Genomic DNA, 11,086 nt, shown 5'->3' with positions numbered 1-11,086 from the left:
TTCTCGTTGCGGCGCAGGATGCCTTCGCCACGGCCGACATCGACGATGACGTTGCCGTATTCCTCGCGCTTGACGACACCGTTGATGATGGTGCCGACGCGGTCCTTGAATTCCTCGTACTGGCGGTCACGCTCGGCTTCGCGCACCTTCTGCAGGATCACCTGCTTGGCCGACTGGGCCGCGATGCGGCCCATCTCGACCGGCGGGATCTCCTCGACGAACTGGTCGCCGATCTTCGGATCGTCAAGATACTGCTTGGCCTGTTCAACGGTGAACTCGGCCTGGTAATTCTCCAGCTCTTCCTCTTCGACGACGGTGCGCACGCGGGTGAAGGTGGCCTTGCCGGTCTTGCGGTCGATGCTGACGCGGATGTCCATTTCGCTGCCGTAGCGCGACTTGGCCGCCCGGGCGAGCGATTCTTCCATCGCCTCGACGACCAGGCCCGGGTCGATCATCTTCTCGCGGGCCACGGCCTCGGCGGTTTGCAGCAGCTCGAGCTGGTTTGCAGAGGTAATTGCCATTTACTTGTCCTCCTCGGACCCTTCGGTCTCGATCTCGTCAAAATCGTCTTCGTTGATGGCGCCGGCGGCCTTGCGCTGGCGCAGCATTTCCCGGATCAGCTCGTCGGTCAGCACCAGCTTGGCCTCGGCCAGCCAGTCGAACTGCAACCCCACGGTCACCTGTTCGCCCTGATCCTCGATGTTGATCAGCACCTCGTCGCCCTCGACCCCGGCCAGAACGCCGCGAAACCGCTTGCGCCCGTCGATCAGTTCCGAGGTCTCCAGCTTGGCGTCATAGCCTTCGAAGGTGGCGAAATCCTTGAGCCGGGTCAGCGGCCGGTCAATGCCGGGGCTGCCCACTTCCAGAACATAGGAATCGACCAGCGGATCCTCGACATCGAGAACCGCGCTGATGGCATTGGAAATCTCGGCGCATTCATCGACCTCGATGCCGCCATCCGGGCGTTCGGCCATGACCTGAAGCGTGTGGGTATTGCCGCCCATCAGGCGCAGGCGCACCAGTTCGAACCCCATGTCTTCGATGACGGGGGCGATGATCTCGGCCAGTTTGCGGTCAATCGCCGCCTTGGCAATCATGTCACTCATTGGGTCGTGCCTCCGGGCACAAAAAAACGGGCCAGCGGCCCGTCGTGCTTACCGATGGAGCACCGGGTTTGGACCCCAGCGCACCGCTGTTGAGAAGCCATATACGCCCGTCGTGCCGAATCTGCAAGGTCTAATGAAAAACGCCCCGCAGATCGCGGGGCGTTTCTGGAATCGTGACGCGATAGCTCAGGCCATCCACCAGCGTTCGGCCATGCGGCCGTTGTCCATCTGCCAGAGATTGCCGACCGTGTCACCATGGGCGATCTTGTTCGACAACGCCTGAACGTAATTGGCGAACATCGGGATGACGACCGAGCCGTCGGTGCGCAGGATCTCCTGCATTTCACGGTACTGCTCGCGCCGCTTGGTGCTGTCCAGCTCGGCCCGCGCCGTCAGCAGAAGCTCCTGGAAGCGCGGATGATCCCACTGGCTGTCGTTCCACGGCACACCCGCTTCATAGGCGGTCGAGAACATCCAGTCCTCGGTGGCGCGTCCCGACCAGTAACAGGCGCACCAGGGTTTCTTCAGCCAGACATTCGACCAGTAGCCATCGGCCGGCTCCTGCACCACGTTGATGTTGATACCGGCTTTCTTTGCCGAGGCCTGATACAGTTGCGCCGCGTCCACCGCACCTTCGAAAGCCGCGTTCGAGGCCGAGAGATCGACGGTCAGCTCGGTCAGCCCGGCCTGTTTCAGGTAGAACTTGGCCTTGTCGGCGTCGAACTCGAGCTGTTCCATGTCGCCAGCGTAATACTGGTTGGCCGGACCGATCGGCGTGTCGTTGCCGACCTGGCCGTGACCCAGCAGGATCTTGTCGACCAGCTCTTGCCGGTTGACGCCGTATTTCAGCGCCCGGCGCACGTTGACATCGTCGAAGGGCGCGGTCTTGGACAGCATCGGGAAAGTGTAATGCTGGTTGCCGGTCACCTCCTGGATGCGGGTGTTCGGATTGGCCCGCAGCAGTTTCTCGGTCTTGAAATCGACGCGGTTGATGGCATCGACCTGCCCGGTCATCAGCGCGTTCATCCGCGCCGTGGAATCGTTGATCGCGATATATTCGACCGAGTCAAAATAGCCCGCGTTGTCGCCCTTGTAGTGGTCGTCGACGCGGTTCGCCACCATGCGCACGCCGGGCTCGAAGCTTTCGACCGCATACATGCCGGTGCCGATGCCCTTGGCGATGGCTTCCTCGATCTGCCCGGCGGGATACATCAGGATATGGTAATCCGACATCAGATAGGGGAAGTCGGCATTGGCCGCGGCCAGGGTGAACTGCACCTGGTGTTCGGTGATCTTCTTCATTTCCGAGATCGCCGACACGATCGGCTTGGCCGCCGACTTGGCGCCCTCGGCCGTGTGCAGGGCCAGCGATTCCAGAACGTCATCGGCGCCGAAATCCTTGCCGTTGTGGAACTTGACCCCCTTGCGCAGGTTGAAGGTCCAGGTCTTGGCGTCCGAGGTCGCTTCCCAGCTCTCGGCCAGCTCGCCGCGCAGGGCGCCATCGGGCGCGATCTCGGTCAGGCTGTCAAACACCGTGCCCTGAGCCGAGGCGATCATGAACAGGTCGGAATGGGTGCGACCGTCCCAGCTGTCCGAGGTGTTGGCACCGGACAAGCCGGCGCGCAGGCGTCCGCCGCGTTTCGGGCTCGCCATCAGGGGCATGCCGGTGGCTGCCAGCACACCGGCGGCGGCGCCGGTCTTGAGCAATCCGCGTCTGCTGATTCTCGTCATTGTTCATCTCCCATGTTGTTTTCGGGTTGTCCCGATTGATTGTCGCCCCGCTTGCCCGGGACGATTCGCCTTACATCTTACCAATCGCCGCGTCGCCGATGTTATCAACTCCGCGTTCCTTCAGAAGATTGGTCAGCCAGTCCGGGTCCATCTCGGGCACGGAACTGAGCAAGAGGTCGGTATAGGGGTGGTGCGGCGGCCGGAACATATCGTCCTTTGGCCCCTGCTCGATCACCCGCCCGTCCTTCATTACCACCACCTCGTCGGCGATGGATTTCACTGTCGCAAGGTCATGCGTGATGAACATGTAGGACAGGCCCAGTTCATCCTGCAACCTTGCCAGCAGTTTCAGTATGCCTTCGGCCACCAGCTGGTCGAGCGCCGAGGTGACCTCGTCGCAGATGATGAACTTAGGCTCGGCGGCCAGCGCCCGGGCTATGCCGATACGCTGTTTCTGCCCGCCCGAAAGCTCCGAGGGCAGACGGTTTATATACTGGCCGGGGTCAAGCTCGATCTCTTCCAGTAGATGCTCGACGCGCCGGCGTTTCTCGGCCCCGGTCAGCCCGGTGTAGAACTGCACCGGACGGCCGATCAGCTCGCCGATGGTCTTGCGCGGATTGAGCGCCGTGTCGGCCATCTGGTAGATCATCTGCGCCTGACGCAGCTGCATCTTGTCGCGCTTGCGGTAATCGAGCGGCAGCGCCGTGCCGTCAAATTCCACATGTCCCGATTTCGGCGGCAGCAGCCCGGTGATGCAACGCGCTGCGGTCGATTTGCCCGACCCGCTTTCGCCCACCACCGCCACCGTGCGGCCCTCGTGAATATCAAAGCTCACGTCATGCAGCACCGGGATCCGGCCATAGGAGGCCGAGACGTTCCGTACCGAGACCACAGGGGTCGCGCCGCTGTGCACCGCCGGTTTCTGCGGGCGCTTGAAACTGCGCACCGCCCAGAGCGACTTGGTATAGTCCTGCTGCGGGCTGGTCAGCATGGTGCGGGTGTCGGCCTCTTCCACCTCGTCGCCCTTCAGCAGTACCTTGATCCTGTCCGCCATCTGCGCCACCACCGCCAGATCGTGGGTGATGTAGATCGCCGCCGTGTTGAACTCCTCGACGATCTCGCGGATCGAGGCCAGCACCTCGATCTGGGTGGTCACGTCCAGCGCCGTGGTCGGCTCGTCGAAAATGATGAGATCGGGGCGGCTGGCCATCGCCATGGCGGTCATCGCGCGCTGCAACTGGCCGCCCGAGACCTGATGCGGATAGCGGAAGCCGATTTCTTCCGGGTTCGGCAGACGCAGCTTGCGATACAGTTCGACCGCGTCCTTCTCGCTGTCCGCCCGCGCCATCACGCCGTGCTGGACCGGGGCTTCGGTATGCTGGTCGATCAGCCGGTGCGCCGGGTTGAACGAGGCCGCCGCCGACTGCGCCACATAGGCGATGCGCCGGCCCAGCAGCCCGCGCTTGACCGAGGCCGAGGCATTGACCAGATCGATGCCGTCGAATTCCACGCTGCCGGCCGAAATCCGGCATCCGTCGCGGGTAAAACCCATCGCCGCCAGGCCGACGGTCGACTTGCCGGCTCCGGATTCGCCGATCAGCCCCAGCACCTCGCCCCGGTTGAGGTCGATGTCGACCCCGTTGACGATCTGGCTCCAGGTTTCGTCGCTGCGGCCCTCGATCCTGAGGCCGCGCATCTTCAGCAGCTGGTCGCTCATGACGGCGCCCTCCTCATTCCTTCAGCCCCGACGACCTGTGCAGCATCCAGTCGACCACGAAGTTCACCGCCACCGTCAGCAGGGCGATGGCGCCCGCTGCCAGCAAAGGCGCGCTGGCGATCTGCGGCGCAAAGGCGGCGAAGTTGATGAACTGGGCCATGTCGCGCACCATGCTGCCCCAATCGGCCAGCGGCGGCTGAATGCCGACCCCGAGGAAGGACAGCGAGGCGATGGTCAGGAACACAAAGCAGAAACGCAGCCCGAACTCGGCCAGAAGCGGCGCCGTGGCATTGGGCAGGATCTCGCGGAAGATCAGATAGCCCAGCCCCTCGCCGCGCAGTTTCGCGGCCTCGATGTAGTCCATGACCACGATGTTGAGCCCCACGGCGCGCGCCAGCCGGTAGACCCGGGTCGAGTCGATGACCGCGATGATCAGCACCATATAGACGGTCAACAGACCCTTTTCCGACCCCGCCCAGGCGCTGGCGATGGTCATCAACAGCAGCGCGAAGATCAGCGAAGGGATCGCCATCAGCACATCGACCGCCCGCGACAGCAGCTGATCCAGCCAGCCGCCAAGCGTCGCCGCCAGAAAGCCCAGCGTGCCCCCGATAAAGAAGGCCAGACAGGTGGTGGCAAAGGCAATACCCACCGTGTTCTGCGCGCCATAGATCAGCCGCGACAGGATATCGCGCCCGATCTGGTCGGTGCCCAGCGGATAGTCCGGGTTGCCGCCCAGCGCCGGATCGCCCCCCGGCACCACATTGGCCGCCGCCAGCACCTCTTCCTGCCCATAGGGGGCGATGGCACCGGCAAAGATCGCCACGATGGCATAGGCCAGAATGGTCAGCACCCCGAAACTGGCGGTCAGCGGCATCGAACGGAACAGCTTGCGGCTCAGCGAGGTGCCGACCCTGCGCCCCAGCAGACGGAACAACCAGCCCAGAACGGCGAACAGCAGCAGCGCCTCGACCGCCTTGCCGAGAAAGAAATACTTGTTGGCCACGGCCGGGTCGGCGGCATGCGACAGGGCATAGGCCCGAACCAGCCAGACAAGGACGACGGCCCCGAACACATAACCGAAGGCGACGCCAAAGGGCATGTCGCGAAACGCCGGCCGGTTGCCGGTGACTTTCTGCCCCGCCAGCCGGAACACCCAGCCACAGGCCGCCATCGCGGCGAGAGCGAGGATAAGTTGCAGCCAGAAAGTCATTTCGGATGCCTCAGTCGCGGGTTGCTGACAATCGAGAGAATGTCGGCGGTCAGGTTGAGAAGGATGAAGGCGGCGGCAAAGATCAGACAGCAGGCCTGCACCACCGGGATGTCACGGATCTTGACCGCGTCGACAAAGAGCTGCCCGATGCCCGGATAGACAAAGACCACCTCGACCACGACCACGCCGGTGATGAGATAGGCAAGGTTCAGCGCCACCACGTTGATGATCGGCGCCAGCGCGTTGGGCAGCGCGTGCCGCACGATCACCCGCATCGGCGAGATCCCCTTGAGCCGCGCCATCTCGATATAGGGCGAGGCCAGCAGGTTGATGATCGCCGCCCGCGTCATGCGCATCATATGCGCCGTCACCACCAGCGTCAGGGTCAGCGCCGGCAGCAAGGTCTTGTTCAGCCGTTCGCCGAACTCCATGCCGGCATAGATGTTGGACAGCGACGGCAGGATCGGGTTCAGCACCGCCAGGAACAGGATCAGCACATAGGCCATGAAGAATTCCGGCGAGGAGATCGAGGACAGCGTCAGCACATTGGTGGCCCGGTCGAAGATCGAATTGCGGTAGAGCGCCGCCAGAACCCCCAGGGTAATCGAGATCGGCACCGCGATCGCCGCCGTGACCCCGGCCAGAAAGACGGTATTCTCGAACCTCGGCGCGATCTGGGTCGCCACCGAAGCCAGCCCGCTGCCGGCATCGCTGCCGACGAAACTGGCGAAATTGGCCTGCGCAAAGCTGTTGCCGAGATCCCCTTGCAGGGCAGCGGAAAGCCATTGCAGATAGCGCGTGACCGGCGGCTGATCCAGCCCCAGATCCCGGCGGATCGCCTCGACCGCCTCCGGGGTGGCACCCTGCCCGAGGATCAGCTGAGCAAAATCGCCCGGCAAGAGGTTCACCGCGGCAAAGATGACGATGGAGACGACGAACAGCGTCAGAAGCCCGAGCGCGAGCCGCTGCGCTACAATTCTCAGTATCGAGGCCACAAGCCCTCACCTGTTGTTTCTTGATTGAATTCAGGTTAGCGGCCGCGCCCTCGCTGTAAACCCCATAAAAAAATTTCTTGAACAGGCATTTCGTTTTTCATTTATTTTACGTGGATTCCACCCGGTTCCCCCGCAAGCTGGACCGAAGGCGGATGGCAAACTGGCCTTAATACCGGGCAATCTGGTCCATCGTTCGCACCAGTTCGGCGCTGATCCCCGGCTCGGACAGCGCATGTCCGGCGTCGTGAACCACCCGCAGCCGGGCCCTGTCCCAGCGCTTTTTCAGCTCATGGGCCGACCGCGGCGGGCAGATCATGTCATAGCGCCCCTGCACGATGACGCCCGGAATCCCGGCGATGCGGTCCATGTTGCGCAGGATCTGGTCGTCGTGCTCGAGAAACCCGCCGTGGTGGAAATAATGGTTCTCGAGCCGCGAGAAGGCACGGGCGTATTCGGCCGGCGGCGCGCCGCCAGCACCGATCGAGCTGATCGAGGCAAGCCCGTTCTCCCAGGCCGCCCAGGCGCGGGCGTATTGCAGCTCCACCGCGTTGTCGCCGCAAAACAGCCGCCGATGATAGGCCGCGATCAGGTCGCCGCGCTCCTCCTCGGGCACCAGCCCGACGAAGCGTTCCCATTGCTCGGGCCAGAAATGCCCCGCCCCGCCGCCGTAGAACCAGTCAAGCTCGCGCCGCATCATCAGGAACACGCCGCGCAGCACCAGGCAGGCGACCCGCTCCGGGTGGCTCTGGGCATAGATCAGCGACAGGGTCGCGCCCCAGCTGCCGCCGAAGACGATCCAGTCGTCGATCTCCAGCACCTCGCGGATGCGCTCCATGTCCGCCACCAGATGCCATGTGGTGTTGGCCTCGACCGAGGCATGCGGCGTCGAGCGGCCGCAGCCGCGCTGGTCGAACAGGATGATGCGATAGACCGCCGGATCGAAATAGCGCCGCATCGCCGGGCTGCATCCGCCCCCCGGACCGCCATGAACCACCACCACCGGCACCCCGTCGCGGCGGCCCGACTGTTCGACGTAAACCCGGTGCCCGTCGCCGACCTCCAACATCCTCTGGTCAAAGGGATCGACCGGAGGGTAAAGGTACTGCACTGCGCGCTTTTGGCCCGAGTTTCTGTCCATTCCTGACCTATATACGTTCGGATGGCCCACATGAGCATATGGAGAACAGAATGCAACCGTCTCAAGGCACTGTCGACCCGTCCGAGGTGGCAAAATTCGAAGCCATGGCCGCGGAATGGTGGGATCCCAAGGGCAAGTTCAAGCCGCTGCACCTGATGAACCCCTGCCGGCTCGACTATCTCACCAGCCAGATTGCCGCCGAATTCGGCCGCGACCTCGGCGCTGCCAAACCCTTCGACGGGCTGCGCCTGCTCGATATCGGCTGCGGCGGCGGACTGCTCAGCGAACCGATGGCGCGGCTCGGCGCCACGGTGATCGGCGCCGACGCGGCGGCCGGAAACATCCCCGTCGCCCGTGTCCATGCCGAACAGTCCGGCCTGAAGATCGACTATCGCAACACCACCGCCGAAGCGCTGGCCGAGGCCGACGAACAGTTCGACGTGGTGCTGAACATGGAGGTGGTGGAACATGTGGCCGATCCGCTGGCCTATCTCACCGCCTGCCGCCAGCTTTTGAAACCCGGCGGTCTGCACCTGTGTTCCACCATCAACCGCAACCCCAAGAGCTTCGCCGCCGCCATCATCGGCGCCGAATACATCATGCGCTGGCTGCCCAAGGGCACCCATGAATGGCACAAGTTCATCACCCCCGACGAATTGTTCGCGCTGCTGGAACAGGCCGGGCTGACCCCGGTCGACCGCAAGGGGTTCGTCTTCAACCCGATCTCGTGGCAATGGTCGATCTCCGACCGCGACCTCAGCGTCAACTACGTCACCGCCAGCACCAAACCGGCCTGATCTTTCTCTTGCTCGAAATATCCCGGGGGGAGCCGGCTTTCGCCGAAAGCCGGCGGGGGGCAGCGCCCCCGGATCCTCAGCTCTGATCCAGCTTGATCCGCAACTCGCGCAGGATCGGCAGGGCGGCGCGCACCCGCGCCTCGCCCAGTTCCTCGACGATCTCGGTGATCATCGGCGCGATCGACTGCAACGCCTGATCGCGGGCGGCGCGGCCGGCCGGGCTGACCCCGACGATCTTGCGGCGCGCGTCGTCCCAGTCGGGGCGGATGTGGATATAGCCGGCGCTCTCCAGCTTGTGCAGCGTGTTGGTCATCGCGCCACGGGTGACGTGAAAGGTCTTGGCCAGCTGCGCCGGACTGCGCTCGGCCCCGCCCGGTGCGAGATGGTTGAGCACCGAGAAATGCGACAATTCCATGCCTTTGGGCAGCGCCTTGCTGAGGCGCGCGCGGGCCAGTTGATCGGCCATCAGAATCTCACCGAAAAGCGAGATCGCCAATGCGTTGTTGTCACTCATTCAGGGTCCGCCAAATTGCCGGTCGTGCCGCAACGAAGGCAGCTTGCCGCGTGCTTCTGCCACTTTTGACCGCTCGAGATCAACATAGGTGATGCCGGTTTCCTCGCCCGCGTCGGCCAGAACCTCGCCCCAGGGCGCCACCACCATCGAATGGCCGTAGGTGCGCCGCCCCGGCCCGCGCGACGCGGCATGGCGGCCGGTCTGGGCCGGGGCCAGCACGAAACAGCCGGTCTCGATCGCCCGGGCGCGCAGCAGCACCTCCCAGTGGGCGGCGCCTGTGACCGGCGAAAAGGCCGCCGGCACGGTCAGGATCTCGGCCCCGGCCTGCGCCAGCCGGCGATAGAGATGGGCAAAGCGCAGGTCATAGCAGATGCTCATGCCGACCTTGCCGAAGGGCGTCTCGGCCACCACCGCCCGGTCACCGGGTCGATAGCCCTCGGATTCGCGGAAGGTCTCTTCCGGGGTCACCTGGACATCGAACATGTGGATCTTGTCATAGCGGGCGACGATCCCGCCCCCTGGCCCGATCAGGAACGACCGGTTGGCAAAGCGCCCGTCCGCGTCACCGCTTTGCAGCGCCAGCGAGCCGATCAGCAGCCAGACCCCGAGCGCGGCGGCCTCGCGCCGCAGCGCCTCCAGCATCGGATCCTCGGCCTCGGGGCGCAGAACCGCCTTCTGGTGTGTCTTGCTGAGCGAGACCACGTTGCTGACCTCCGGGGTCAGGACAAAGCCGGCGCCCTTGCCCGCCGCCTCGCGCATCATGGCGCGAAGGACGTCGATATTCTCGGCCGGGTCATCCGACGAGGTGATCTGCAAGAGCGCCGCCCGCATGGATCAGGCCGCCAAAAGCGGGTCGAGCTTGCCCTGGCGCTCCAACGCGTAGAGATCGTCGCAGCCGCCGACATGGGTGTCGCCGACAAAGATCTGCGGCACGGTGCGGCCCCCATTGGCGCGGGCGATCATCTCGGTCTTGCGCGCCGGCTCGGCCAGCACGTCGATTTCCAGATAGGCCACGCCCTTCTCGTCAAGCAGGCGCTTCGCGGAATGGCAGAAGCCGCAAAGCGGGCTGGTGTAGATTTCGACAGGTTGCATGTTCAGGACCCTAAAAGTTGCGCCGCGTTTGTGACCCATCTAGTCACGCTTTGCAACGCGTGCCAGGGCCAGCACGTTCACATCCCCGGCAGCGGCGCCGGCACAGGCCCGCGTCGCCGCATGGAAAGTGGCGCCCGAGGTCATCACGTCATCGACCAGCAGCACCGGCCGTCCGGCCAGCAGGTGGCGGCGCCGGGGATGGGCCCCGATGGCGCCCTGCATGCGCTGGTGGCGCGCGTCCTGCGACAGCCCGTCAAGACTGCCACGCAGGCGGGGCCGGATCAGCAGGTCGGGGCAGCAGTCCAGCCCCAGCCGCCGCGCCACCTCGCGCGCCAGCAGCGCCGCCTGGTTATAGCGCCGCATCAACAGCCGACGCGGGTGCAGCGGCACCGGCACGACGATCATCCCCGGCCGCAAAAGCGGCGCGGCACAGCGCGCCATCCACCCCCCCGCCGCCCTGGCCAGATCGGGGCGGTCGGCGTGTTTCAGCCGCAGCACAAGCCGCCGCGCATTGTCGCGATAGATCAGTGCCGCCCGCCCCTGCCCCCATGGCGGCGGCGCCGCAAGGCAGTCGTCGCAATGTTCCGGCTGCCCGAGATCGGGCCCGATCAGCGGCACGCCGCAGCTGTCGCAGACCAGCCCGCCGATGAAGGGAGTCTCGCGCCAGCAGGCGGCGCATAGCCCGAATTCCTCTTCCACCAGCGCCCCGCAGCCGATGCAGCGCGGCGGGTAGATGAGACGTATCGCCGTTTGAATCTTGCCCCGCGTCATCCTATGGTCCGC

At 64.6% G+C, this 11,086-nt stretch carries 12 protein-coding genes; 1 reads left to right on the top strand and 11 read right to left on the bottom strand.

What is annotated here, in order from left to right:
- The 7 genes from ABZD10_RS02010 to pip form a co-directional block, all read right to left on the bottom strand.
- The coding region (locus ABZD10_RS02010) for a NusA N-terminal domain-containing protein (protein WP_372884430.1) at nucleotides 1–521 on the bottom strand (521 nt) is incomplete at its 3' end.
- On the bottom strand, nucleotides 522–1,106 hold the full coding sequence (gene rimP, locus ABZD10_RS02005; RefSeq protein ID WP_372884429.1) for a ribosome maturation factor RimP: 585 nt from the start codon (nucleotides 1,104–1,106) through the stop codon (nucleotides 522–524).
- 186 nt (nucleotides 1,107–1,292) lie between these two features.
- Nucleotides 1,293–2,837, bottom strand: a complete 1,545-nt coding sequence (locus tag ABZD10_RS02000) for an ABC transporter substrate-binding protein (RefSeq protein WP_372884428.1) — start codon at nucleotides 2,835–2,837, stop codon at nucleotides 1,293–1,295.
- A 70-nt stretch (nucleotides 2,838–2,907) separates the two neighbouring features.
- Nucleotides 2,908–4,554: an ABC transporter ATP-binding protein gene (locus ABZD10_RS01995; RefSeq protein WP_372884427.1), complete on the bottom strand. Its 1,647-nt coding sequence runs from the start codon at nucleotides 4,552–4,554 to the stop codon at nucleotides 2,908–2,910.
- A gap of 13 nt (nucleotides 4,555–4,567) precedes the next feature.
- Nucleotides 4,568–5,767, bottom strand: coding sequence for an ABC transporter permease (locus ABZD10_RS01990; protein ID WP_372884426.1), 1,200 nt, complete (start codon nucleotides 5,765–5,767; stop codon nucleotides 4,568–4,570).
- Nucleotides 5,764–6,762: an ABC transporter permease gene (locus ABZD10_RS01985; protein ID WP_372884425.1), complete on the bottom strand. Its 999-nt coding sequence runs from the start codon at nucleotides 6,760–6,762 to the stop codon at nucleotides 5,764–5,766. The genes ABZD10_RS01990 and ABZD10_RS01985 overlap by 4 nt, the downstream gene beginning before the upstream one ends.
- A 166-nt stretch (nucleotides 6,763–6,928) precedes the next feature.
- A complete protein-coding gene (gene pip / locus ABZD10_RS01980) occupies nucleotides 6,929–7,900 on the bottom strand; it encodes a prolyl aminopeptidase (protein ID WP_372884424.1) in 972 nt (323 codons plus the stop codon).
- Nucleotides 7,901–7,950: 50 nt separating this feature from the next.
- On the opposite strand from pip, the gene ubiG reads away from it, so the two are divergent.
- Nucleotides 7,951–8,697, top strand: a complete 747-nt coding sequence (ubiG, locus tag ABZD10_RS01975; RefSeq protein ID WP_372884423.1) for a bifunctional 2-polyprenyl-6-hydroxyphenol methylase/3-demethylubiquinol 3-O-methyltransferase UbiG — start codon at nucleotides 7,951–7,953, stop codon at nucleotides 8,695–8,697.
- A gap of 76 nt (nucleotides 8,698–8,773) precedes the next feature.
- On the opposite strand, the gene ABZD10_RS01970 is transcribed toward ubiG, so the two are convergent.
- From ABZD10_RS01970 to ABZD10_RS01955, 4 genes are read right to left on the bottom strand one after another with little or no spacing between them, the layout of a single operon-like run.
- Nucleotides 8,774–9,211 carry a MarR family winged helix-turn-helix transcriptional regulator gene (locus tag ABZD10_RS01970; RefSeq protein WP_372884422.1) on the bottom strand — a complete coding sequence of 146 codons (438 nt, stop codon included), beginning with the start codon at nucleotides 9,209–9,211 and terminating at the stop codon, nucleotides 8,774–8,776.
- Nucleotides 9,212–10,042: a carbon-nitrogen hydrolase family protein gene (locus ABZD10_RS01965; RefSeq protein ID WP_372884421.1), complete on the bottom strand. Its 831-nt coding sequence runs from the start codon at nucleotides 10,040–10,042 to the stop codon at nucleotides 9,212–9,214.
- Nucleotides 10,043–10,045: 3 nt separating this feature from the next.
- Nucleotides 10,046–10,303 carry a glutaredoxin 3 gene (gene grxC / locus ABZD10_RS01960; protein ID WP_372884420.1) on the bottom strand — a complete coding sequence of 86 codons (258 nt, stop codon included), beginning with the start codon at nucleotides 10,301–10,303 and terminating at the stop codon, nucleotides 10,046–10,048.
- Nucleotides 10,304–10,342: 39 nt separating this feature from the next.
- On the bottom strand, nucleotides 10,343–11,074 hold the full coding sequence (locus tag ABZD10_RS01955) for a double zinc ribbon domain-containing protein (RefSeq protein ID WP_372884419.1): 732 nt from the start codon (nucleotides 11,072–11,074) through the stop codon (nucleotides 10,343–10,345).
- Between the last annotated feature and the right edge of the window lie 12 nt (nucleotides 11,075–11,086).

It is taken from the genome of Shimia sp. (genome assembly GCF_041624275.1).
Lineage (GTDB): Bacteria > Pseudomonadota > Alphaproteobacteria > Rhodobacterales > Rhodobacteraceae > Shimia.
This window is presented reverse-complemented; position numbering and strand designations above follow the sequence as displayed.

Coding starts and splice junctions, on each gene's coding strand:
- rimP (WP_372884429.1), bottom strand. CDS start 1,106: ATGAGTGACATGATTGCCAAGGCGGCGATTGACCGCAAACTGGCCGAG.
- ABZD10_RS02000 (WP_372884428.1), bottom strand. CDS start 2,837: ATGACGAGAATCAGCAGACGCGGATTGCTCAAGACCGGCGCCGCCGCC.
- ABZD10_RS01995 (WP_372884427.1), bottom strand. CDS start 4,554: ATGAGCGACCAGCTGCTGAAGATGCGCGGCCTCAGGATCGAGGGCCGC.
- ABZD10_RS01990 (WP_372884426.1), bottom strand. CDS start 5,767: ATGACTTTCTGGCTGCAACTTATCCTCGCTCTCGCCGCGATGGCGGCC.
- pip (WP_372884424.1), bottom strand. CDS start 7,900: ATGGACAGAAACTCGGGCCAAAAGCGCGCAGTGCAGTACCTTTACCCT.
- ubiG (WP_372884423.1), top strand. CDS start 7,951: ATGCAACCGTCTCAAGGCACTGTCGACCCGTCCGAGGTGGCAAAATTC.
- ABZD10_RS01970 (WP_372884422.1), bottom strand. CDS start 9,211: ATGAGTGACAACAACGCATTGGCGATCTCGCTTTTCGGTGAGATTCTG.
- ABZD10_RS01965 (WP_372884421.1), bottom strand. CDS start 10,042: ATGCGGGCGGCGCTCTTGCAGATCACCTCGTCGGATGACCCGGCCGAG.
- grxC (WP_372884420.1), bottom strand. CDS start 10,303: ATGCAACCTGTCGAAATCTACACCAGCCCGCTTTGCGGCTTCTGCCAT.
- ABZD10_RS01955 (WP_372884419.1), bottom strand. CDS start 11,074: ATGACGCGGGGCAAGATTCAAACGGCGATACGTCTCATCTACCCGCCG.